This is a genomic window from Bordetella genomosp. 13 (genome assembly GCF_007679965.1).
Taxonomy (GTDB): Bacteria; Pseudomonadota; Gammaproteobacteria; order Burkholderiales; family Burkholderiaceae_B; genus Bordetella.
In genome coordinates this window covers 213996-237415 of sequence record NZ_VEHL01000010.1, presented here as the reverse complement: position 1 = coordinate 237415, position 23420 = coordinate 213996, and the positions used below count along the sequence as shown (strand labels likewise).

Annotated in this window: 13 protein-coding genes; 8 read left to right on the top strand and 5 right to left on the bottom strand. The window is 69.3% G+C overall.

Translation table 11 applies throughout. The features are described 5' to 3' along the window. The first annotated feature begins 25 nt into the window (after window positions 1–25). The gene (locus tag FS845_RS22615; protein ID WP_260986408.1) at window positions 26–2062 is read left to right on the top strand and encodes a capsular polysaccharide biosynthesis protein; all 2037 of its coding nucleotides are present in this window, start codon (window positions 26–28) and stop codon (window positions 2060–2062) included. Continuing rightward, a complete protein-coding gene (locus FS845_RS22610; protein WP_260986407.1) occupies window positions 2059–3369 on the top strand; it encodes a capsule biosynthesis protein in 1311 nt (436 codons plus the stop codon). Before FS845_RS22615 ends, FS845_RS22610 begins: the two co-directional genes overlap by 4 nt. A gap of 6 nt (window positions 3370–3375) precedes the next feature. Here the strand turns inward: FS845_RS22610 and FS845_RS22605 are convergent, their stop codons facing one another. The 3 genes from FS845_RS22605 to FS845_RS22595 form a co-directional block, all read right to left on the bottom strand. Continuing rightward, window positions 3376–4725, bottom strand: coding sequence for an aminotransferase class I/II-fold pyridoxal phosphate-dependent enzyme (locus tag FS845_RS22605; protein ID WP_144639572.1), 1350 nt, complete (start codon window positions 4723–4725; stop codon window positions 3376–3378). A 7-nt stretch (window positions 4726–4732) separates the two neighbouring features. Further along, window positions 4733–12352 carry a type I polyketide synthase gene (locus FS845_RS22600; RefSeq protein WP_144639570.1) on the bottom strand — a complete coding sequence of 2540 codons (7620 nt, stop codon included), beginning with the start codon at window positions 12350–12352 and terminating at the stop codon, window positions 4733–4735. Window positions 12353–12864: 512 nt separating this feature from the next. Further along, window positions 12865–13449 (bottom strand): RBBP9/YdeN family alpha/beta hydrolase, encoded by a 585-nt coding sequence (locus FS845_RS22595; RefSeq protein ID WP_144639568.1) that lies wholly within the window; start codon window positions 13447–13449, stop codon window positions 12865–12867. A 255-nt stretch (window positions 13450–13704) separates the two neighbouring features. Between FS845_RS22595 and FS845_RS22590 the strand changes: the two genes are divergently transcribed. Continuing rightward, window positions 13705–14844, top strand: a complete 1140-nt coding sequence (locus tag FS845_RS22590; RefSeq protein WP_144639566.1) for a branched-chain amino acid ABC transporter substrate-binding protein — start codon at window positions 13705–13707, stop codon at window positions 14842–14844. Between the two features lie 147 nt (window positions 14845–14991). On the opposite strand, the gene FS845_RS22585 is transcribed toward FS845_RS22590, so the two are convergent. Further along, window positions 14992–15798, bottom strand: a complete 807-nt coding sequence (locus tag FS845_RS22585; RefSeq protein ID WP_144639564.1) for an IclR family transcriptional regulator — start codon at window positions 15796–15798, stop codon at window positions 14992–14994. 157 nt (window positions 15799–15955) lie between these two features. Between FS845_RS22585 and FS845_RS22580 the strand changes: the two genes are divergently transcribed. The 5 genes from FS845_RS22580 (at window position 15956) to FS845_RS22560 (ending at window position 22200) form a co-directional block, all read left to right on the top strand. Next, window positions 15956–17176, top strand: a complete 1221-nt coding sequence (locus FS845_RS22580) for an acyl-CoA dehydrogenase family protein (RefSeq protein ID WP_144639562.1) — start codon at window positions 15956–15958, stop codon at window positions 17174–17176. Beyond that, window positions 17173–18681 carry a class I adenylate-forming enzyme family protein gene (locus FS845_RS22575; protein WP_144639560.1) on the top strand — a complete coding sequence of 503 codons (1509 nt, stop codon included), beginning with the start codon at window positions 17173–17175 and terminating at the stop codon, window positions 18679–18681. The genes FS845_RS22580 and FS845_RS22575 overlap by 4 nt, the downstream gene beginning before the upstream one ends. Window positions 18682–18760: 79 nt before the next feature. Continuing rightward, complete coding sequence (locus FS845_RS22570) at window positions 18761–20032, top strand: MFS transporter (protein WP_144639558.1); 1272 nt, start codon at window positions 18761–18763, stop codon at window positions 20030–20032. 73 nt (window positions 20033–20105) lie between these two features. Next, entirely contained in the window at window positions 20106–21128 is a 1023-nt protein-coding gene (locus FS845_RS22565) for a cyclase family protein (protein ID WP_144639556.1), read from the top strand. A 145-nt stretch (window positions 21129–21273) separates the two neighbouring features. After that, entirely contained in the window at window positions 21274–22200 is a 927-nt protein-coding gene (locus FS845_RS22560; RefSeq protein WP_409929330.1) for a Bug family tripartite tricarboxylate transporter substrate binding protein, read from the top strand. 104 nt (window positions 22201–22304) lie between these two features. On the opposite strand, the gene FS845_RS22550 is transcribed toward FS845_RS22560, so the two are convergent. Continuing rightward, window positions 22305–23396: a sn-glycerol-3-phosphate import ATP-binding protein UgpC gene (locus FS845_RS22550; protein ID WP_144639551.1), complete on the bottom strand. Its 1092-nt coding sequence runs from the start codon at window positions 23394–23396 to the stop codon at window positions 22305–22307. Window positions 23397–23420: the final 24 nt, after the last annotated feature.

Sequence of the window (23420 nt, the reverse complement as noted above, 5' to 3'; positions counted from 1 at the left end):
TGTCTGCTGTTGCCGGGGGCCGGGCTTGACTGCGGCTGGCGTCGCGCCTGCCGCCAGTGAAGTCCCGCGCCTGATCGCATTGTCCCGCGGCGTGCGCCGGATCGAGCGCCTGGCGGCGTTCTTTCCCGATTTCCAAATCCACCACGGCAAGCCCTTCCGGACCTCGCCATCGGATCGCGTCCTTGCGTGGGGCTGGCGCCCCAGCGCCCTGCGCGCGCAACGCTACGCCGCGCGCAAGGGCATGACGGTAGGCCACGTCGAGGACGGCTTCCTGCGGTCGGTGGCGCTGGGGCGCGACGATCCCCCGTTGTCTGTGGTGTTCGACGATATCGGGCTCTACCTGGATTGCACGCGCGCCTGCCGCCTGGAAGCGCTGATCGGCGACGTGGCCGGCTGGGATTCCGGCAAGGAAGCGCGCGCCGTCGCGCTGATGCGCGCTTGGCGGGCCGGCCGCGTGTCCAAGTACAACCAGGCCCGGGACGCCACGCCGGGCATACCCGGCGATTTCGTCCTCGTGGCCGACCAGACGCGCGGGGACGCCTCCATTCGCGGCGGCGCGGCCGACGCATCCAGCTTCCAACGCATGCTCGACGCGGCGCTGGCGGAGCATCCGGACTGCGCGGTCGTGCTGAAGGTGCATCCGGACGTCCTGGCGGGCCGAAAGCGCGGGCATTTCGATCTGGCGCACGTGCGCACGTTGCCGCGCGTCACGGTGATGGCGGACGATGTCCATCCCGCCGGGCTGCTCGAGCACGCGAGGTGCGTGTATGTCGTCACGTCGCAACTGGGATTCGAGGCGCTGATGTGGGGCCGGCCGGTGCGCGTGTTCGGCATGCCGTTCTACGCCGGATGGGGGCTGACCCAGGACGCATTGCCTGCCCCGGCGCGGCGGGGCGCGACGACGCTGGAACGACTGGTCCATGCCGCGCTGGTCGACTACAGCCGGTACGTGGATCCGGAGACGGGCCAGCCATGCGAGGCCGAACGGGTGCTGGCCTGGCTCGCTTTGCAGAGGCAGATGCGGCAGCGCTTTGCGCGCGACCTTTGCGGCCTGGACTTCTCCCTCTGGAAACGGCCGTTCGTGCGCCAGTTCTTCGCGGGCAGCCGCGTACGCTTCGAGAGCACACCCGCCCAGGCGGCGGCCAGCGCCCGCGCCGTGGTGGCGTGGGGACGCCGTCACGACCAGGCGCTGGCGGCATCCGGCGCGACGCAGCCGGTGATCCGGCTGGAAGACGGGTTCCTGCGCTCGGTCGGACTGGGCGCAAGCCTGGTGCGGCCTTTGTCCTGGGTACAGGACGATGTGGGTGTCTATTACGATGCCACGGCCGCGTCGCGCCTGGAGCAACTGCTTGCCCATGGCGAGTACCCGCCGGCGCTGCTGGCGCGTGCGGCCGCGCTGCGCCTGGCGCTGTGCGCGGCAAAGATCACCAAATACAATCTGTCGGGCGTGCCGGGTTGGCAACGGCCGAACGTGGAGAATCCTGTGCTGCTGGTGCCGGGGCAGGTCGAGACGGACGCCTCCATCCGATACGGGCATAGCGGCATCCGGCACAATCTGCAGTTGCTGCAGGCCGTGCGGCGCGCGCGGCCCGACGCGTACATCCTGTACAAGCCCCATCCGGACGTGCAGGCGCAACTGCGCCGGGCTGGGCAGGACGAGGACAAAGCCCGGCAATGGTGCGACGAGATCATCGGCGAGGCGTTCCTGCCGGATCTGCTGGCCCAGGTCGACGAGGTCCACGTGCTGACCTCCCTGACCGGCTTCGAGGCGCTGCTGCGCGACGTGCCCGTCCATACGTATGGCCAGCCGTTCTACGCGGGGTGGGGGTTGACGCAGGACATGGCGCTGCAGGACGCCGTCCGGGCCAGGCGCCAGCGCGTGCTGACGCTGGACCAACTGGTGGCCGGGGCGTTGATTCTCTATCCGACATACGTCAGCCGGGTGACGCGGCGCTTCACCACGCCGGAGCGCGCCCTGCAGGAATTGATCGACTGGCGGGCCGGCGGGGCGGCCCTGCCTGCCTGGCGCAATGTGCTTGCCTGGCTTTATCGAAAACCATGAGGGCTATGACTGAGGAAAACACGGACTCGGCGGGGATCTCGGTCACCGTGCGCGATGAGCCCAAGGCGACGGGCCAGTGCCCTCCCCAACGGTCCTTCGTCCTGCTGCAGGGCGTCAGTTCGCCCTTTTTCCGGGAGCTGGGCCTGCAACTGCGCAATGCGGGCTGCCGCGTGTCCAAGGTCAATTTCACGGTCGGCGACCAGTACTACTGGCGCGGTCCCGACGCCGAGGCATATCGCGGCACGGTGGAACAGTTGCCGGCTTTCTACGAGGCGCTGTTCGCCCGCAAGGCGGCGACCGACCTGGTGGTGTTCGGCGACCAGCGGCCGATCCACCGCTGCGGCGTCGAGATCGCAAGGCGATCCGGATTGCGCGTGCACGTGTTCGAGGAAGGCTATTTCCGTCCGTACTGGCTCACGCTGGAGCGCGGAGGCGTCAACGCCAATTCGCAGTTGCCGCGCGACGCCGGCTGGTACCGTGAAGTGGGCAAGCGCCTGCCGCGCTACGGCAACGGCCAGGCCTTCACCTCGTCCTTCCTGGTGCGCGCCTGGCACGACGTGGTCTACAACTCGCACGGCCTGCGCAACCGGTGGCAGTATCCCGGCTACCAGGGGCATGCTCCGCACTCGGCCTGGACGGAGTATGCCGCCTACGTGCGCAAGGCATTGTCGTCGCGGAGCAGGGCCAGGCGCGACGTGCTGGCCGTCAATACCCTGATCCGGCAGGATCGGTTGTTCTTCCTGCTGCCCTTGCAGCTCAACAGCGATTCGCAGATCCGCCATCACTCGCTGTTCGGCAACATGGCCACCCTGGCCGAGCGCGTCATGCGCTCCTTCGCGCAGAGCGCGCCCGCGCATGCGGTCCTCGTGGTGAAGAATCATCCGCTGGATCCGGGCATCGACCGCCACGAGCACGACGTCCGGCGCCTGGCGAATCAGCTGGGTATCCAGGACCGCGTCGTGTTCCTGGAGAGCGGCCATCTGCCCACGCTGCTGAGCCATGCCGCGGGCGTGGTCACGGTGAACAGCACGGTCGGGGGCTCGGCGCTGGTGCATGCGCGCCCGACCATCGCATTGGGCAAGGCCATATACGACCTCCCCGGGCTGACGTTCCAGGGCGGGCTGGACGCGTTCTGGCATGACGCGGAGCCGCCCGACATGACGCTGTTCCAGCATTTCCGCAACGTGGTGATCCACACCACGCAAGTCAACGGCGGCTTCTACACGCGGGAAGGCATCTCGATGGCGGTGCAGCGCGGGGTCGAGCGGATGCTGGCCGAACGCTCGCCGCTCGAGATGCTGCTGTAGCCGCGCCTACAGCGCCTGCACCAGCGTCTCGATCGTGTCCATGATCTGCGCCTCGGTATGCGAGGCGGACACGAAGAAGCGCAGGCGCGCCGACTTCTCGGGCACCGCGGGGTAGAGAATGGGCTGGACGTTGATGCGCCGCTCGAACAGGGTCTCGGACAGCTTGGCCGCCTTCAGCGAACTGCCCACGATGGCCGGAATCACCGCGAAGCCGGTGCTGTAGCCGGTATCGATGCCCGCGGCCCTGGCCTGGTCCAGGAACAGGGCGCCGCGCTGCTGCAGGGCCGCCACGCGCTGCGGCATTTCCAGCATGCGCTTGAGCGCCGCGAGCGACGCCGCCGCCACGGGCGGCGGCATGCCGACGCTGTACAGGAAGCCCGGCGCCAGGAACTTCAGGTGTTCCACCAGGGCGGTCTCGCCCGCGATGTAGCCGCCGCAGCCCGCCAGCGCCTTGCTCAGCGTGCCCATCCAGATGTCCACCGCGTTGCCGGGCAAGCCGAAATGCTCGCGGATGCCCCGTCCGGTCGCGCCCATCACGCCCAGCGAATGCGCCTCGTCGACCATCAGGAAGGTGTGGTGGCGATGCTTGAGTTCGACGAAGCGGGGCAGGTCGGGGTAGTCGCCGTCCATGCTGTAGATGCCTTCGAGCACGATCAGCACGCGTTCGAACTCGTGCCGCTGGCTGGTCAGCAGTCGGTCCAGTGCCTCGACGTCGTTGTGCGGGAAGGACAGGCGCTTGGCGCCCGACAGTTGTATGCCCTGCAGCACGCTGTTGTGGATCAGTTCGTCGTGCACGACCAGGTCGCGCGGCCCGAACAGGTGCCCGATGGTGGTGACGTTGGCCGCGTGGCCGCTGACGTAGGTCACGGCGTCCTCGACGCCATAGAGCTGCGCCAGCGCGCGCTCGAGCTCGCGGTGGATGGGCCGTTCACCCGACACCAGCCGGCTGGCCGAGACGGACGTGCCGTACCGGTCGATTGCGTCCTTGGCCGCCTGCGCCACGACGGGGTCGCCGGACATGCCCAGGTAGTTGTAGCTGGCGTAGTTGATGTAGTTCTTGCCGGCGATGCGGGTCTCGGCGCCCGCCACCCCTTCGTGCAGCTTGAAGAAGGGGCTGCGCACGCCCATGCGCGCCGCGCCGTCGTTCATGATGCGAAGCTGGCGGTAGCCCGGATGCTGGTCGAAACGCGTGAAGGCGTCGGGAATCGTGGCCTTGGGCTTCCTGGGTACCGGCGGCGCCGCCTGGCGGTCCTGCGCCTGTTCGGCCTGGCGCAACTTGCGCTCCAGCGCCTGCTGGATAAGCTTGTTCTTCAGGCCTGCCGTCAATCCCGGCAGGCCCTTCTTCGTGTCGGTCACAGGTTGCTCAATGGATCATGCGTTGTTTGGGCAGTTCGGGACTGGCCATCAGGGCATCGGCCAGTTGCGCGACGGCCTCCTTGGGCACGTCGTCGTCGGCGTGCTGGGCGACGACCTGCGCGATCTCGGATGCCATGGCATTGGGCTGCTCGGCCTGCTCGCCGCGCAGCAGCTCGATGAGCTTGCTGGCCAGCTTCGAGGCGGTGGCGCTTTCGCTCAGGGTCATCACGGGCAACCGGATGCCGAAGCGGTTTTCCAGGGCGACGATCAGTTCCACGCCCATCAGCGAGTCCAGGCCCATGTCGTAGATGGAGCGCTCGGAGTCGATCTTGTCGACCGGCACGCGCAGGATCTCGCTGATCTCGCTCTTGAGCATGTCCATGAACAACGGGTGCAGCGTGCCGTCGTCCATGGTGGCCAGCATCTGCGCGATGTCCAGGCCGCCGTTGTCGTCGCCTTCGCCGCCGCCGGCGCGGCGGGCGACCCAGGCGAACTTCGGCGTGTTGGCGCTGGGCAGGAAGCGCGTGAGCGCGCGCCAGTCCAGTTCCAGCACGCCCAGGCCGGAGGCATCGGCCAGCAGGATGTCCTCGAGGACGCGCAGCGCCAGGTCGGACGACAGCGCGCTGCCGCCCATGCGGCTTTGCAGGGCGTCCTTGACCTTCTTGTTGCGGGCCAGGTAGCCGACGTCGTCGATGGCGCCCCAGCGCACGCAGGTGGCGGGACGGCCTTGCGCCCGGCGCTGCCTGGCCAGGGCTTCGAGCCAACCATTGGCCGCCACGTAATTGGCCTGGCCCGGATTGCCGAACAGGGTGGTGCCCGACGAGTAGAAGATGAAGAAATCCAGCGGCAGGTCGCGGGTGAGGGCGTCCAGGTGCTGGGCGCCCAGCACCTTGGGCGCCAGCACGCGGCGCACCTGTTCGGGCGTGGCGCCGCGGATCAGGCCGTCGTCGATGACCATCGCGGCGTGCACCACGCCATGCAGCGCGGGCATGTTGCGCGCGACGTGGTCCAGCACGGCCGCCAGCGCCTGGCGGTCGGTCACGTCGCAGGCCTGGGCGTGCACGTCGACGCCGCGGGCCCGCAGCGCTTCGATGGCCTGCTGCGCGGCAGGCGCGGCGGGGCCGCTGCGGCTGAGCAGCACCAGGTGCCGCGCGCCTTTGTCCGCCAGCCATTGCGCCGTCTTCAGGCCGAAACCCGACAGGCCGCCCGTGACCAGGTAGGTGGCGTCCTGGCGCAGCGCCAGGGACTGGCGTGCGGTGGCGACCGGGCGGACATCATGGATGCCGTTGCGGTAGGTCACGACGATCTTGCCGATCTGGCGAGCCTGCTGCATGTGCCGGAAGGCGTCGATCACGTTGTTGGCGTCGAACGCGCGGTACGGCAGCGGATGCAGTGCGCCTTCGTGGAACAGGTCCATGACTTCCGCGAAGAGGCGCCGCGTCAGGGCGGGGCGCTCGTGCATCAGCTGATCGGCGTCGATGCCGAAGTAGCTGATGTTGTTGCGGAACGGGCGCAGGCCGATACGGGTGTTCTCGTAGAAGTCGCGCTTGCCCAGTTCGAGGAAACGGCCGAACGGCTTGAGCACCCGCAGGTTGCGGTTGATCGCCTCGCCGGCCAGCGAGTTCAGCACCACGTCGACGCCCTGGCCGCCCGTCCGTGAGAGGATCTCGTCGGCGTACGACAGCGAGCGCGAATCGTAGATGTGCTGCACGCCCATCAACCGCAGGAAGTCGCGCTTCTCGTCGGAGCCCGCCGTGGCATGGATCTCGGCGCCGCGCCATTGTGCGTACTGGATGGCGGCGATGCCCACGCCGCCGGCCGCGCCGTGGATCAGCACGGACTCGCCTTCTTCCAGGCGCGCCAGGTGATGCATGGCGTAATAGACGGTGAAGAACGTGCTCGGGATCGTGGCGGCGGCCTCGAAGGACATGCCGTCAGGGATGCGCGCGATCGCATCGACCTTGGTCAGGACACGGTTGCCGAAGCTGGCCGGGCCGAAGCCGACCACGGCGTCGCCGGGCTGGTATCCCGACACCGCGCTGCCCACCCGCTTGACCACGCCGGCGAACTCGAGCCCCAGCGTGGGGCCCGCGAAGCCGTTCTCGATGGCTTCGTCGGACAGCATGCCCAGCGCGTACATGACGTCGCGGAAGTTCAGGCCGGTGGCCTGGATGGCGATCTCGAGCTGGTCGTCCTGGGGCGCGGGATGCGCACGCTCGGCCCAGCGCAGATTGCGCAACTGGCCCGGGAAATCGAAGCCCAAGTGCACGGCGGTGGGCACGGGCTGGGCGGCTTGCGGCAGCGCCGGCGCGCGGGGGCGCTCGCGCACGCGCAGGCGCGGCGCATGGCGTGCGCCGTCGCTGTCCAGGGCGATCTCCTGCTCGGCGTCCGGTGCAAGCAGCTCCTGCAGCAAGGCGTCGGCGGGCAAGGTGTCGGCCTGCGGCACGTCGACCAGGCGTACACCGAAGCCGGCGGCTTCGTTGGCCATCGTGCGGCCGTAGTGCCACAGCGACGCGTCGTTCAGGGCGGCGTGCGTCGTGCCGCTGGCGGCGCGGTCCTGGAGGAACGGTGCGGCGCCCGCGGTGACCAGCCACAGCGTGGCGTTCAGGTGATGCCGTTCGCAGGCCTGCGCCAGCGCGGCGGCCAGCGCGCAGCGGCGGACCTGCGCCTCGAGCAGTTGCTGCGGGTCCTGCTGGGCGGGCTGCGCGGTGGCCAGCCCGTCCAGGTGCACGATGCCCTGGATGCGGCCCAGCCGTGGCAGGGCCTGGATCAGTACGGCGTCGACGGCGTCGGGCGCGCAGTCCTTCTGCACCAGCACGGCGGTGCCGCGTTCGTTGAACCGGGCCGCAACGTCGTCGGCCAGCTGGCGGCTGGCCGAGGGGCCGGAATCGGACAGCAGCAGCCAGCCGCCGTCGGCGGTGGCGGGAGCGGCCTGCTCCTGTCCGGACTTGCGGGTGCCGATGAACAGATAGGGGCCGCTGGAAGCGCCGGGCACGAACTCGCGTAGCGGTTCACAACAAAAGCCATGCTGGATCAGCAGCGCCTGCCAATAGGCCACCGGATACTGGACGGAGGTCCTGGCGCCGTCCAGGTCGGCCATCCACCAGTCGGCGTCGGCACCGAAGATGAAGTCCAGCCAGCTGGCGGGATGGCTGCCGCGCACCAGCAGCGTGCCCTGGGGCTTGAGGCTGGCGTGTGCATGCTGGAGCGCGAGCTGCAGCGCTTCGGGACTGTCGAAGTCGCAGTGCAGGATCACGAGATCCGCGCGCGCCGCGTCCGGCAGCGTGCCGTCGATCAGGCAGGCCAGGGCGTCCGGATAGCGTTCCTGCAGGCGCGATACGTGATCCAGCGCCGACTTGGCCGGCGTGGCGAAGGTGTAGTCGCTGGCGGCGAAGTCCAGGCCGGCGCAGATGTCGTGGCCGAACAGCGGCTGGAAGCCGCCGATCTCGAGCACCGCCACGCGCTGGCCGGGAAGGCGGGCCCGTTGCGCTTGCGCCAGACGCTCGCGCAGCGCAGCGCCGATCTGCTGGCGCGCGCCTTCCCCGAGGATCTGCAGGGCGAGCGCGGCGGGCGAGGCCTCGCGCGGGCGGACGTCCTCGAACTGCAGCGAGCCGGACAACAGCTCGGGCAGGTGCATGCCGACACGGCCGGCGGCGTGCACGATCGGGAAGAAGTCGGGATATTCGCGCAGCAGGCTGTTCCAGATGTCGGCCACGCCGGCCTCGTCGTCCTGGTCCATGCTGACCTGCCAGCCGGCGGGGCCCACGTGCGTCAGGTAGCCCGCGCGTTGGGCGCGCTGCACCAGCCAGTCCAGCAACGCAGCGCAATGCGGCGCGGCCTCGCGGCACGTGGCCAGCGTGGCCGTGCTCAGGCGGCCGCCCCTGGAGAGCGCGTGCAGCGCCCGCGCGCCGTACCGGTCGCACAGGCTTTCCAGCAGCGGATCGACCTCGTGGATGTAGCGCTCGTGCAGGCCGCTGGCTTCGGCGTCCAGGATGACGTCGCGCAGCACGGCGCCCAGCGCGTCGACGCGCAGCGCGGGGTTGGCGTCGGCCAGCGCGCGCGGATGCGGGCACGGCACGGCGGCGTAGTCGAGGAAATTCAGGTGGTCGGCCGCTGCCTTGGACAGGCGCACGCTGCGAAAGCGCGCTTCCCGGACGGCCGCGATCTGCCGGCCAGCGGCGTCGAAGAGCGTGAATTCGGCGGTCAGCGAATGGGGCGCACGCGAGATCAGCCGGGCCCGTACCTGGTGCGGGACGCCGGTTCCGGCGCGCCAGGACAGGCGCCCGATCTTGGCGGGAACGAAGGCGATGCCCTGGCCCATGGCCGCATCATCCTTCAGCATGTGGATGATCAGCTGGAAGGTGCAATCCAGCAGGGCGGGGTGCAGCAGGCTGCCCGGCAGGCTGCCGTCCAGCGCCGCGCCGGGGCGCAGGACGGCATGCACGACACCCGGGGCGTCGAGCCAGCCGTGCGAGATGGCCTGGAACGCGGGGCCGTAGTCCAGGCCCGCCGCGCGCGTCAGCGCCAGATGGTCCGCGCCGCTGAAGTCCGGCGAGCGGGCGGGCAGCGCGGGCGCGCCCTCGTCCAGCAGCAGGGCGCCGGCTTCGCGCAGCACGCGGCCGCTGGCCTGGTCGGTCCAGGGATCGGTGCTGCCGACTTCCTTGGCATGGACACGGAAGCGGCCGTCGGCCTGGTCCAGCGTCAGGCGCAGCATCCTGGATGCCGAATCCAGCAGCAAGGGCGCGTGGATCTCGATTTCCTCCACGTCCGCGAATTCGCCCGGCTGCCATTGGCGGGCCGCGGCCAGCGCGATCTCGCCATAGCCCGAGCCGGGGAACACCACGGCGTCGCCCACGACGTGGTCGGCCAGCCAGGGGAACGCCTTGGTGTCGAGCTGGTTCTCCCACGTGCCGGCGTGCTGCGCGGACGGGTAGCCCAGCAGGTCGTGCACGCGGGTGCGCGCCAGCTGGCCCAGCGATTCGGCCGTGACGGGATGCCAGTGGTGTTCGCGTTGCCAGGGATAGGTCGGCAGCGCCATGTGGCGGCCGGTCCAGGGAAACAGGAATGCCCAGTCGACCGCCGCGCCGCTGATCAGCATCTGCCCCGCTGCATCGCGCACGCGGGCGGGTTCGTCGTCGCCGCGGGTCGAGGTGATGGCCACGCGGCCGGACAGGCCGCGCGCCTTCAAGGCGTCGTTGACGTACGAACGCAGCACGGGATGCGGGCCGATCTCGGCGTAGACGTTGAAGCCGTCTTCGGTCAACGTCGACAGGGCCTGCTCGAACAGCACCGGCTGGCGGATGTTGCGCCACCAGTAGGACGCATCGAGCCGCTCGCCGTCCAGCAGGCCGCCGCTCACGGCGGAATAGAAGGGCACCTGCGCCTGGCCTGCCGCGATGCCGTCGAGCACCTGCAGCAGCGGCGCTTCGAGCCCGTCCATGGCGTTGCTGTGGAAGGCGTAGTCCAGGTCCAGCTGGCGATAGAACACGCTGCGCTTGGCCAGCACCTCGCCCAGCGCCGCCAGGGCGTCGGGGTCGCCGGCCAACGTGGCGCCGCGCGGGCTGTTGCAGCCGGCCACGCAGAGCAGGTCGTCCAGCCCGAGTTCGCTGATCAGGGCCGCCGCCGCGGCGCCGTCGACGCCCACGGCGGCCATGCGGCCGTTGCCCTTGGTCGTGCCTTGCAGCCGGCTGCGATGGAAGATGACGGTGATGGCATCGGCCAGCGTGAGGGCGCCGCTGGCCCAGGCCGCCGCCACTTCGCCGACGCTGTGGCCGACCACGGCGGCCGGCCGGATGCCGCGCTGCGCCAGCATGCGCGTGATGCCTACCTGGATGGCGAACAGCGCGGGCTGGGCGATCTCGGTGTGCTGGTAGGCATTGGGACCGTCGTTGCGGCGCAGTTCGTCCGCCAGCGACCAGCCCGCCTGCGGGCGGAACAGCGTGTCGATTTCGGCGATGGCCTCGGCGAACAGGTGGTCGCCCATCAGGCGGCGTCCCATCCCGGACCATTGGGAGCCGTTGCCGGAGTAGACGAAGACGGGACCCGCGGCATTGGCGATGCGCTGGCCGGCGCTGACCTGGTGCTTGGGAGCCTCGCCGGCCGCGAACTGCTCCAGCAGGCCGGCGATCGTCTCTGCATCGGTGCCGTAGACGACGGCGCGTTCCGCGTGCCAGTCGCGCCGTTTGGCGGCGTTGTAGGCCACGTCGTACAGGGCCCGCGGCGGGTGGGCGCGCAGCGCGGCGGCCATGCCGCGCGCGGCATCGTTCAGCGCGTCCGCGGTGCGGCCGGTGACCACCACCGGAATGGCCGTGGTGCCGGCCAGTTGCGCGGCCGGCGCGGCCGCCACCTGGGGCGGGGTCTGCAGGATGGCGTGCGCGTTGGCGCCGCCGAAGCCGAATGAGTTGACGCCGACCGTCAGCGTGCCGGTGCCGCGCAGCTTGCGGTTGCGGGTGACGACCTCGATGTTGAGGTCGTCGAAATCGATGTTCGGGTTGAGCGTGCGGATGCCGATGGTGGCGGGCACGGTGCGATGCTTCAGGCTGTAGAGCGCCTTGACGAGCCCCGCGACGCCGGACGCGGCTTCGAGGTGGCCGAGGTTGCTCTTGATCGACCCGATGGGCAGGGGCGCGCCGTGCCCGCGCAGGCGGCCCAGGGCCGTGCCGATGGCGCGCGCTTCGATGGGGTCGCCCACCGAGGTGCCGGTGCCGTGCGCTTCCAGATAGTCGATGTCGGCCGGATCGATGCCGGCGCGGTCGTAGACCTGGCGCATCAGCGCCACCTGGGCATCGGCGTTGGGCACCGTCAGGCCGGACTTGCGTCCGTCGGTGTTGACCGCGGTGCCCGCGACCAGGGCGATGATGGGATCGCCGTCGGCCAGCGCCTGGTCGTAGTCCTTCAGCAGGAACAGGCCGCCGCCCTCGGAACGCACGTAGCCGTCGCCGTCCGCGTCGAAGACCTTGCAGCGGCCGGTGGGCGACAGCATCGACGCCTTGGAGAACGTGATGAAGCCGTAGGGGTGCAGGTGCAGGCTGACGCCGCCGGCGATGGCCTGGGTGATCTCGCCGCTGGCGATGGCGCGGCACGCCTGGTGGAACGCGACCAGCGACGACGAGCAGGCGGTGTCGACCGCCATGCTGGGGCCGTGCAGGTCGAAGACGTAGGACAGCCGGTTCGCGGCGATGCTGGCCGTGTTGCCGGTGGCGAACGAGGAGTCCAGCGCGTTGAAGTCTTCGGCCAGTCGGTACGAATAGTCTGCGCTGGCGATGCCGATGTAGACGCCGCAATCGCTGCCGCGCAGCGACGAAGGCCGGATGCCGGCGCTTTCGATGGTTTCCCAGCACAGCTCGAGCAGCAGGCGTTGCTGGGGGTCCATCAGCGCCGCTTCGCGGGGGGAGATTCCGAAGAAGTCGGCGTCGAAACGCGAGACGTCGCCGATGGAACCCGCCGAAAAGGTGTACGACGTGCCGGGATGATCCTTGGCGGGATGCAGGTAGGCATCCCTGGACCAGCGTCCGGCTTCGACCTCGGTGACCAGATCCTTGCCTTCGAGCAGGTCGTTCCAGTACTTCTGGGTATCCGTGCTCGGAAACCGGAACGACAGTCCAACGACAGCAACGCGCTTTGCCATATGAGGTTATCTTCCATCGAGAGGCCGCCGAGCGGTCGCCTCGAAAATTTTTTCTTGGTCTTTGGTGAGACGAACAGCAGTGGCGTTTTCCGCACACTTCTGGGCCGATTTATTCAAAAAAAGCCGAATAACGGGTTTTGGCGAAGTGGGAGGAGAGGATCTACATCATCACGGGTGTCGGATTTGCCTGTTCAGGAAAACATGGAAGACGAGGCCGGCGGCGTGGCCGGGCTGGGGAGGAAGGCATTTTAGGGGGAATTATCCCGGCGCCCCGTGTCGCCACGTTGCGGCGCATCAGGTGATTTGTCACTTGTTGTACCGGACAAATTGGCATTTCCGGACATTCGCTAGCGTAAGAGGACGCTAAATTGCGGTTCAGCCGCAATAGTGCGGGCAAGTCGTCGTATTTGATTGCAAATTACCTGCAATTTGCGTGCCGCGAGGGCGGCTGGCGACCTGGAAGCGCTTTGGGTTGTAAATTTTACTTACTAAATTTACTTGGCCAGACCAGCTCAGCAGGGAACCGCCGGAACGCGCGGCAACGGCGCCGCCACCCGCCAGGCGGCCCGCCGGCGCAGTGCGGTCAGCAGCTTCAGGCCGGCCGGCCAGTCTTTCAGTCCGCTGTCGGAGTTCAGGTGGCCACCGCCCGCCACCACCACGAATCGGCTGCCCCAGTCCCGCGCGAATCCTTCGGCGCGCTGCAGCGCACAATAAGGATCGTCGTCGCCGACCACCACCACGCTCTGGAAAGGCAGGGACTGGCGGGGAACGGGGGCGAACGCCTTCAGGCAATCGGGCAGCTCGGGCCGCTCGACGTCGGCCGGGGCGACCAGCAATGCCCCGGCCACCCGCGAACGCAGCGGCACGGGCAGGTTCGCCACCGCCAGGCATCCCAGGCTGTGCGCGATCAGCAAGGCGGGACAGGCGGCGGCATCGACCGCGGCCGCCACGGCGGCATGCCACGTGGCGGGGCGCGGATCGGTCCAGTCGGGCTGGCGGACCCGGACGGCGTGGGGAAGCGTCTGCTCCCACAGCGTCTGCCAATGCGCGGGGCCGGAGTCTTTCCACCCGGGAACGATGATGGGTTGCAGTCTCATGCGGGGGTACCTTCGTGCTGCGCACTCCGGTACTCGCCCTTGGGACGGCCTGGCGCGCTCATGCGGGGGATCATGCCGTTCGCGGCAAACAACGCAAACGAATAAATGTTCCATTGCATATGCTGCATTGCATATAAGGACGGACTGCGCCGCCACAGGGCTGGGTGTATGCTTGCGCCGGTGCCCGACCTGGCACGGGAAAAGGCAGCCGGCTACTCGCCGCGCGCCGATCACAGACCATAAAAGGAGGTTCGCATGACCCAACAACAATCGATTTTCAAGCTGGCGCCCGCATGCGCTGCCCTGGTGCTGGCCGCGGCCGGCCTGACGCTGTCGTTCGGCGCGCACGCGCAGAACATCAAGATCGCCGTCGTGGGCCCGACCACGGGCGCGCTGACCCAGTACGGCGACATGGTGCGCGAGGGCGTGGAGACGGCCATCGAGCGCGTCAATGCCCAGGGCGGCATCAACGGCAAGAAGCTGGAGGCCGTGCTGATCGATGACGGTTGCGAACCCAAGCAGGGCCCGGTCGCCGCCAACCGCGTGGTCAACGACAAGATCGGCTTCGTGGTGGGTCACGTGTGTTCGGGCGCCACCATCGCCGCCACCGAGATCTACAACAACGAGGGCGTGGTCATGGTGACCCCCTCGGCCACGTCGCCCGCGGTCACCGACGGCAAGAACTACGAGTTCATCTTCCGCACGATCGGCCGCGACGACCAGCAAGGTCCGGCCGCCGCCAACTTCATCCTGCAGAAGATCAAGCCCAAGAAGGTCGCCGTGCTGCACGACAAGCAGTCGTACGGCCAGGGCATCGCCTCGGCGGTGCGCGACACGCTGGGCAAGGGCGGCGTCCAGGTCGCCGTGTTCGAAGGCATCAACGCCGGCGACAGCGACTACTCGGCCGTCATCACCAAGCTGAAGAGCGCGGGCGTCGACTTCGTCTATTACGGCGGCTACCACCCCGAAATGGGCTTGCTGCTGCGCCAGGCCTCCGAACAGGGCCTGAAGGCCAAGTTCATGGGCCCGGAAGGCGTGGGCAATCCGGACATCAACGCCATTGCCGGCGCCGCCGTCGACGGCATGCTGGTCACGCTGCCCGCCGACTTCACGCAGAACCCGGCCAACGCCGACATCGTCAAGGCGTTCAAGGACAAGAAGCGCAATCCCAGCGGCGCGTTCCAGCTGACCGCCTATTCGGCCACGCAGGTCATCGCCGACGCCATCAAGGGTTCGGGCAGCACGGATCCCGCCAAGGTGGCGGAATACCTGCACAAGAACAGCTTCGACACCCCCATCGGCAAGGCCTCGTGGAACCAGCAGGGCGACCTGACGAACTTCGAGTTCGAAGTGTTCACCTGGCACAAGGACGGCAGCAAGACGTCCTACAAGTGATCGCCGGCCGCCGCCGGGCCCGGGCTGCATGCCCGGCTCGGGTAGGGCGGTTGCATCGGATGCTTCGATACGAGAACGGGCCCGCGGGCCCGTTTTTTCTTTGGCGTCGCGGCGCCTGGCGACGGCCGGGGCCGTCCGCCTTGCCCGTCATTTCGAGCCCAGTTCCTGGGTGATGCGGGCCGCCTCATGGCGCAGGTGGTCCGCGATGTGGCGGCGCCGCTCGGCATCCATGCGTCCGTAGTGCGCCGCCACGCTGAGCGCGGCCACCGGCTGCCGGGCCAGGAAGATGGTCACGCCGATGCCGTACATCCCTTTCAGCAGATGCCCCGGATTGAATGCGTAGCCGCGCTGGCGCGCGTCGGCCACGGCCTGGCGCAAGGCGTCGGTGGTGACGCTGGGATACGGGGTCAGGCGCGTGGCGTTGCGCCGCAGGACGTTCTCCACCTCTTCGTCCGACAGGGCCGCCAGCAGTGCCAGGCTGCCCGAGCCCACGCCCAGCGGGCGCCGGGTGCCGACATTCTGGGTCAGTACCTTGACCGGGAAGGCGCCTTCCTTGCGATCGATGCAGACGGCGTCCAGGCCGCTGCGGATGGTCAGCATGACGGTGTCGCTGGTGACCTGCGCCAGCCGCTCCAGCGAGGGCTGCGTGACCGCCCGGATGTCCAGCCGGTTGGCCGCGCGCTCGCCCAGCGACAGGAACTCCAGGCCCAGGTAATACACGCGGCTGCCCGCCGCCTGCTCGACGAAGCCTTCGCTGACCAGCGACTTCAGCAGGCGGTGCAGCGTGCCCTTGCTCAGCCCGCTCTGCGCCTGCAGGTCGGAGAAGCGCATTCCCGACGACGAGGCGTTGAAGGACAGCATGCGCAGGATGTCCAGCGCGCGCTTGACGCTGTGCACGGTGTCAGCGTGCGGCGGGGCGTCGTCGTGCGCCTTCCGGGATGCGGGGGGTGTCATGGTTCGCCGTGTCTCCGTCCGATGTTTTGCATGGCGGGACCGGGGTTCCACCTGCCGGAACTTTTGGGCAGTTTATGCCTTTTCTCAGCGGGCCGGGTCTAGAGTCCCTCAAAACCGCCACGCCCCCTGCAGGGCGGATGGCGACAAAGGAGACGACATGGAACAGGCACAGGCCCCCTATGGCTGGAGCCGCGCCCTGTGGCGCGATACCGTGGACGCCGGCTTCCTGGACGGGCTGCGCGACGCGGTGGCTCGCCACGTGCTGCCGGACGCCGACGCGATCGATCGCGAGGACCGCTATCCGGTGGAGGCCATCAAGGAACTGGCCCGCCACGGCTACACCAGCCTGACGCTGCCTAGACAGTGGGGCGGCCAGGGCGCCGGTTACAGCGAGTGCGCGGCGGTTTTCGAGGAAGCGTCCTACGCCAGTGCGGCGGTGGGCATCAGCCTCATCACGATCCTGCAGGCGCAGAACCTGTTGAACGCCTTCGGCAGCGATTCGCTTAAGCAGGCCGTGCTGCCCGAGTTCGCGCAGGGGCTCATCACTTCCTATGCGCTGACCGAGGCCAACCACGGCAGCGACATCCGCAAGCTGGACACCAAGGCCCGGCGCACGGCCGACGGCTGGGTGCTGCGCGGGCGCAAGTCCTTCATCACCTCGGCGGCCGCGTCCGAGGCCTACATCATCCTGGCCGAGACGGACGTGGGCGTGTCCACGTTCTTCGTACGGCGCGATATGGCGGGCGTGTCCACGCACCATGGCGCCAACGCCAGCACCTTCGGCCTGCGCAATGGCCCGCACCTGGACCTGATCCTGGAGGACGTGGCGCTGCCCGCCGACCATCTGGTGGGCGTGGAAGGCAAGGGCGTGCGCCAGGCGGTGACGGTGCTCGACTTCTCGCGCACCATGGCTGCCGCCATCAGCATCGGCATCGCCCGCGCCGCCTTCGACCGCGCGCTGGATTTCGCGGCGCGCCGCGTGGCGTTCGACAGCACCGTGCTGCAGTTCCAGGGCATCCAGTGGTATTTCGCCGACATGCTGGCCGAGATCGATGCGGCGCGGCTGCTGGTCCACGACGCGTGCCGCGCCCTGGACGAGCACCGCGACATTGCGCGCCATGCCAGCGAGGCCAAGCTGCTGGCCAGCCGGGTGGCCACGCGCACCGCCGAGACCGCGGTGCAGATCTGCGGCGCCTACGGGGTGACCGAGAACGCGCCGTTCGGCCGCTACCTGCGCGACGCCAAGGCCTACGAGATCGCGGGCGGCTCGTCCGAGATCCTGAAGAACACGATAGGCAAGCATTTGCTGAAATTCGCCGGCGCGCAGATCGTCCCGTCCGGGACGGCGCCCGCGGGCACCGGGGAGAAGCAGGGATGATGACCGACAGGCTGTACCAACTGGCCGCGACGCGGCCGGGCGACGTGTTCCTGGTCTACGAAAACGAGGAATACACCTACGCACGGATGGCGGACCTGGTGTCCGCGGTGGCGCACCGCCTGGATGGGCTGGGCGTGAAGGCGGGCGACCGCGTGGCGCTGGTCTGCGGCAACCGGCCGGCGTTCCTGGCGGCATGGTTCGCCACGACGGAGCTGGGCGCGGTGTCGGTGCCGCTGAACGTGGGCCTGAAGGGCGACGGCCTGCGCTACACGCTGACGCAGAGCGGCGCGGCCGCGCTGCTGATCGAGCCCGAACTGCTGGCCGAGAAGCGCGCCGACATCGCGGCGCTGGACGGCGCCTTGCGCATCCACGAGATCGACGCGGCCATGGAGACGCCGCCCGCCGACGCCCCGCCGCGCTGGGCGCTGCGGACGCGGCCGGATGCGCTGCAGGCCAACAGCATCCTGTACACGTCGGGCACCACCGGCCTGCCCAAGGGCGCGGTGCTGCCGCATGCCGCCTACGAGGCGGCCGGGCGCGACATGACGCGCTCGCTGGGCCTGACCGCGCAGGACCGCATCATGGTGTTCCTGCCGCTGTTCCATGCCAATCCGCAGATGTACGCCGTGGCTTCGGTGCTGCACACCGGCGCCACGCTGGTGCTGCGGCCGAAGTTCTCGGCGCGCGCGTTCTTCGACGATGCGCGGCGCTACCGCGCCACGGGCTTCACCTACGTGGGCACGGTGCTGGCCATCCTGGAAAAGCAGCATCCGCAACCGCGCACCGACCACGGGCTGCGCTGGGGCGTGGGCGGCGGTGCGCCGGAGCGCGTGTGGCGCGAGCTGGAGCCGCGCTTCGGCCTGGCGATCCGCGAACTTTACGGCATGACGGAAACCGGCGGCTGGGTCAGCATGAACCTGCCCGAGGCGACGCGGATGGGCACCGTCGGCCAGGCGCGCCCAGGCGTGCAGTTGCAGATCCGCGACGAGGCGGGCCGCGAGGTGGCGGCCGGCGTGCATGGCGAGATCGTGGCGCGCGCGGCCGAGCCGGGCATGTTCTTTTCCGAGTACTGGCGCAATCCCGAGGCCACGGGGTCCACGCTGAAGGACGGCTGGCTGCACACGGGCGACCGCGGCTCGCTGGACGGCGACGGCTACCTGACCTTCCACGGCCGCATCAAGGAACTGATCCGCCGCGGCGGCGAGATGATCGCGCCGGCCGAGATCGAGATGCAACTGCTGCGCCATCCCGACATCCGCGAGTGCGCGGTGATCGGCGTGCCCGACGACATCCTGGGCGAAGAGATCCAGGCCGTCATCGTGGCCGACCGCGCCGTGCCGGCCGACGAGCTGCGCGCCTTCGCGGCCGCCCGGCTGCCGGACCACATGGTGCCGCGTTACGCGCTGTACGTGGAGCGCCTGCCCAAGACCGAGACCGAGAAGATCAAGCGCCACGAGCTCGTCAAGCTGGCATTGCCGGCGGTCGATCTCAGGCCCGGGCGCTGACGCCGGCCGGTCCGGGCGGACCGGCGGCGCAACGCGGGCCATTCCATGCGAGCCGCCCGAGCGGCCAGGAGGAGACATCATGAGCGAGACGACGGGCACGGCGCCAGCTGACGGCGCCGGCCACGGGTTGACCGACTTCTACGCGGACCTGACGCCCATCGAGCGGCGCACGTTCTGGGCCTGTTTCGGCGGCTGGGTGCTGGACGGGGTGGATTTCATGATCTACCCGCTGGTGATCGGCACCATCATCGCGCAATGGCAGGTGGCGCCGTCCAGCGCCGGCTTCGCCGTGACCGCGACGCTGCTGGCGTCGGCCGTGGGCGGCTGGGCGGCGGGCATCCTGTCCGACCGCATCGGGCGCGTGCGCACGCTGCAGATCACCATCATCTGGTTCTCGGTGTTCTGCGTGCTGTGCGCGGTGGCGCAGAACTTCACCCAGCTGGTCATCTTCCGCACGTTGCTGGGGGTGGGCTTCGGCGGTGAATGGACCGCGGGCGCCGTGCTGATCGGCGAGACCATCCGGGCGCGCTACCGCGGCCGGGCGGTGGGATCGGTGCAGTCCGGCTGGGCGGTGGGCTGGGGCATCGCCGTGCTGCTGCAGATGGTGTTCTACACGCTGATGCCCCCCGAGCAGGCATGGCGCTGGATGTTCGCCTTCGGCGCGGTGCCCGCGCTGTTGGTGGCGGTGCTGCGGCGCTACGTGCCCGAGCCCGTGATCGCGGCGCGCACGCAGGCCGACGAAGGCCAGCGCGCGCCGTTCTGGGACATCTTCAAGGGACCGGTGCTGCGCATCACGGTGCTGACCGCGCTGCTGGGCACCGGCGCACAGGGCGGGTACTACGCCATCACCACCTGGGTGCCGCTGTACCTGAAGAACGAACGCCACCTGTCCGTGCTGAACACCGGCGGCTATCTGGCGGTTCTGATCGCGGGATCGTTCTGCGGCTACCTGGCGGGCGCCTGGCTGTCGGACCGCATCGGCCGGCGCAACCTGTTCCTGCTGTTCTCGCTGGCCTCGCCGCTGCTGGTGGTGGCCTACCTGGTGCTGCCGATCTCCAATCACCTGATGCTGGTGCTGGGCTTCCCGCTGGGATTCTGCGCCAGCGCGTATTACTCGGGGCTGGGCCCGTTCTTCACCGAGATGTTCCCGACGCGGGTGCGCGGATCGGGGCAGGGATTCGCGTACAACTTCGGCCGCGGCATCGGCGCGCTGTTTCCGGCGCTGGTGGGCATGCTGGCCGGTTCGATGACGCTGGGCCGGGCCATCGCGGTGTTCGCGGTGGCGGCCTACGGACTGTTCTTCGTGATGGCGCTGATCATGCCGGAGACGCGCGGCCGCACCCTGGATTGAAGGGGCGGCGCGCATGCAGTACCGGGCCGGCGCGCGCCGGCCCGCACATGGATACGACGACGAGGAGGGCCGCATGGCCAGACGCTGGAAGCAACGCCCCGAGGGGTCGAACTGGGGCGAGTTCGGAGACGACGATCAACTGGGACGCCTGAACCTGCTGACGCCGCAGAAGGTGCGCGAAGGGGCGGCGGAAATCCGCGAGGGCCGGGTGTTCAGCCTGAGCCTGCCGCTGGACCTGCCCGGCGGCAACGTGCTGAACCCGGCGCGCCATCCGCCGCACCTGACGGCCACCAGCCGCCCCGACGGCAAGAAGGTCTTCCTGCATACCTTCGCGCACGACCACAACACCACCGACGTCGCCTGCGACGACATGGTGACGCTGTGCCTGCAGTACTCGACGCAATGGGACGCGCTGTCGCACATCGGGTCGCGCTTCGACGCCGACCAGGACGGCGAGGCCGAGATCGTGTTCTACAACGGGCATCGGCCCGATCCCGATTTCAGTCATCCCGATGCCACCGAAGGCGGCGCGTCGAAGGCGCATCGGCTGGGCATCGAGCACATGGCGGCCAAGGGCGTGCAGGGGCGCGCCGTGCTGCTCGACCTGCGCCGGCACTTCGGCGACGCGCGCCGCCGCGTGGGCTATGCGGACCTGATGCAGGTGATCGAGCGCGACCGCGTCGAGGTGCGGCCGGGCGACATGCTGTGCCTGCACACGGGCTTCGCCGATCTGGTGCTGAAGATGTCCGGGAAGCCGGACGCCGCGCGCCTGGCGCAGTCGTGCGCGGTGCTGGATGGCCGCGACGCCGAACTGCGCGCGTGGGTGGACCGCAGCGGCATCGCGGCGCTGATCGCCGACAACTACGCGGTGGAGGACCGGCCCTACGATTTCCATGGCGACGGCTGCAGCGCCCTGCTGCCGCTGCACGAGCTGTGCCTGTTCAAGCTGGGCATCCATCTGGGCGAGCTTTGGCACCTGAGCGAGCTGGCCGACTGGCTGCATGCCAACGGCCGCCACGCGTTCATGCTGACGGCCCCGCCGCTGCGCCTGCCGGGCGCGGTGGGCTCGCCGTTGAATCCGATCGCGACGGTCTGAAGCCGCCGTCCGTCCTTGCAGTCGCAGTTGCCGTACGGCGCGCGGCGGGCCGCGGAGCCCGCCGCGACTACCTATAAAAATGGAGCGAGACATGAAAAACCGATATCGCGCGGCCGTCCTGGCCGCGGCCGCCGCCTGCACGGCGATGGCCATGGCGCCCGTCCAGGCCAGGGATGCCTGGCCGGACAAGCCGATCCGCCTGCTGGTGGGCTTCGCGCCCGGCGGGCCGACCGACAACGTGGCGCGCATCCTGGCCGAACGGGCGGGCCGCGAGCTGGGCCAGACCATCGTGGTCGAGAACAAGGCGGGGGCGGCCGGCAACATCGCCGCGGCCATGCTGACGCAGGCCGAGGCGGACGGCTATACGCTGCTGTACAACACCTCGTCCATCGTGATCGCGCCGTGGGTGTACAAGACGCCGGGCTTCGATCCGCTGAAGGACTTCGCGCCCGTGGCGCTGACGGCCGCGGTGCCGCTGGTGCTGGCCACCACCGCGTCGTTTCCCGCGGATTCGCCGCGCGCCCTGGTCGAGAAACTGAAGGCAAGCCCGGGCAAGTACAACTATGCCTCGTCGGGCACCGGCGCCATCGAGCACCTGACCGCCGCGCAGGTGCTGCGCACCGTGGGCGCCGAAGCCACGCACGTGCCGTACAAAGGCACCGCGCCGGCCCAGGTCGACCTGATCGCGGGCGCCACGCAGTTCACCACCACCACGTTGAATACCATCATCGGGCCGGTACAGAAGGGCAGCCTGAAGGCGCTGGCGGTGACCAGCCGCGAGCGCTCGCCGGTGCTGCCGGACGTGCCGACGCTGGCCGAGAGTTTGATCCCGGGCTTCGAGAGCCTGGCCTGGCAGGGGGTGGTGGCGCCCAAGGGCACGCCCGAGCGCGTCGTGCAGAAACTGAACGCGGCCTTCGCCAAGGCGCTGGCATCGGATGACGTGAAGCAGAAACTGCAGCAGCAGGGCACCCTGGCGCTGGGCGGCAGCCCGCAGCAGTACGGCGACTACATCAAGGAAGAATACGACCGCTGGGGCAAGGTGGTGAAGCAGGCGGGCGTGGCGCAGCAGTAGGGGCGACGCGTGGGGCGTGGCCGCCGCCTCGGTTTCGCGGCGGCCGCGGCGGGCCGGCCGTCCCGGCGCGGATCTGCCCACCCGGGAGGGGCAGGCCGGGGGAGTCAGAGACCCTCGACGCGCCGGCCGTGGTCGTCGGCCTCGAACCAGTGCAGCGCATGGCGGCCGTCGGGACCGATCTGCACCGGCTCGCCCACGCGGGCGGGCGAGTCGTTCAACTGGCGCGTCGTGCAGCGCACGACCAGCAGGGTGGACTCGCAGCGGCAATGCACCAGCTGTTCCGAGCCCAGCGTCTCGATCATCTCGACCACCGCCTCGGCGCCGCGCGTGTTCAGCAGCATGTGCTCGGGCCGCATGCCCATGACGACGCGGCGGCCGCGCACGGCCTGCGGCACGTCCACCGGCGAGATGTCCAGCGGCCGGCCTTCGGCGGTCTGCACGGTGCCGTCGCCGGCCACCTGCACGGTCAGCAGGTTCATCGGAGGCGAGCCGATGAAGCTGGCCACGAAGGTGGAGGCGGGCTTGTCGAAGACTTCCATGGGCGTGCCGATCTGCTCGGGGATGCCCTGGTTCATCACCACCATGCGGTGCGCCAGCGTCATGGCCTCGACCTGGTCGTGGGTGACGTACAGGCTGGTGGTGCCCAGGCGCCGGTGCAGCTTGAGGATCTCCAGGCGCATCGCCACGCGCAGCTTGGCGTCCAGGTTGGACAGCGGCTCGTCGAACAGGAATACCTTGGGCTCGCGCACGATGGCGCGGCCCATGGCAACGCGCTGGCGCTGGCCGCCCGACAGCTGGCGGGGGCGGCGATCCAGCAACTTGCCCAGTTCCAGGATCTGCGCGGCGGCCTCGACGCGCTTGCGGATCTCCTCGCGCGAGAACTTGCGCAGCTTCAGGCCGTAGGCCATGTTGTCGTACACGCTCATGTGCGGGTACAGCGCGTAGTTCTGGAACACCATGGCGATGTCGCGCTCGGCGGGCTCCAGGTCGTTGACCACCTTGCCGTCGATGCGGATCTGGCCGTCGGTGACGCTTTCCAGGCCGGCCACCATGCGCATCAGCGTGGACTTGCCGCAGCCCGAGGGGCCGACGATGACGATGAACTCGCCATCGGCGATCTCCATGTCGATGCCGTGGATGACCGGAACGTTGCCGGCATAGGTCTTCTTGACGCGTTCGAAGCTGAGAGTAGCCATGACTTGAATTTGCGCTTGAATAGG

Excerpts from the sequence above, each read along its gene's own strand:
- FS845_RS22610 (WP_260986407.1), top strand. The coding sequence starts at position 2,059 with ATGAGGGCTATGACTGAGGAAAACACGGACTCGGCGGGGATCTCGGTC.
- FS845_RS22600 (WP_144639570.1), bottom strand. The coding sequence starts at position 12,352 with ATGGCAAAGCGCGTTGCTGTCGTTGGACTGTCGTTCCGGTTTCCGAGC.
- FS845_RS22595 (WP_144639568.1), bottom strand. The coding sequence starts at position 13,449 with ATGAGACTGCAACCCATCATCGTTCCCGGGTGGAAAGACTCCGGCCCC.
- FS845_RS22590 (WP_144639566.1), top strand. The coding sequence starts at position 13,705 with ATGACCCAACAACAATCGATTTTCAAGCTGGCGCCCGCATGCGCTGCC.
- FS845_RS22585 (WP_144639564.1), bottom strand. The coding sequence starts at position 15,798 with ATGACACCCCCCGCATCCCGGAAGGCGCACGACGACGCCCCGCCGCAC.
- FS845_RS22580 (WP_144639562.1), top strand. The coding sequence starts at position 15,956 with ATGGAACAGGCACAGGCCCCCTATGGCTGGAGCCGCGCCCTGTGGCGC.
- FS845_RS22575 (WP_144639560.1), top strand. The coding sequence starts at position 17,173 with ATGATGACCGACAGGCTGTACCAACTGGCCGCGACGCGGCCGGGCGAC.
- FS845_RS22570 (WP_144639558.1), top strand. The coding sequence starts at position 18,761 with ATGAGCGAGACGACGGGCACGGCGCCAGCTGACGGCGCCGGCCACGGG.
- FS845_RS22565 (WP_144639556.1), top strand. The coding sequence starts at position 20,106 with ATGGCCAGACGCTGGAAGCAACGCCCCGAGGGGTCGAACTGGGGCGAG.
- FS845_RS22560 (WP_409929330.1), top strand. The coding sequence starts at position 21,274 with ATGGCCATGGCGCCCGTCCAGGCCAGGGATGCCTGGCCGGACAAGCCG.
- FS845_RS22550 (WP_144639551.1), bottom strand. The coding sequence starts at position 23,396 with ATGGCTACTCTCAGCTTCGAACGCGTCAAGAAGACCTATGCCGGCAAC.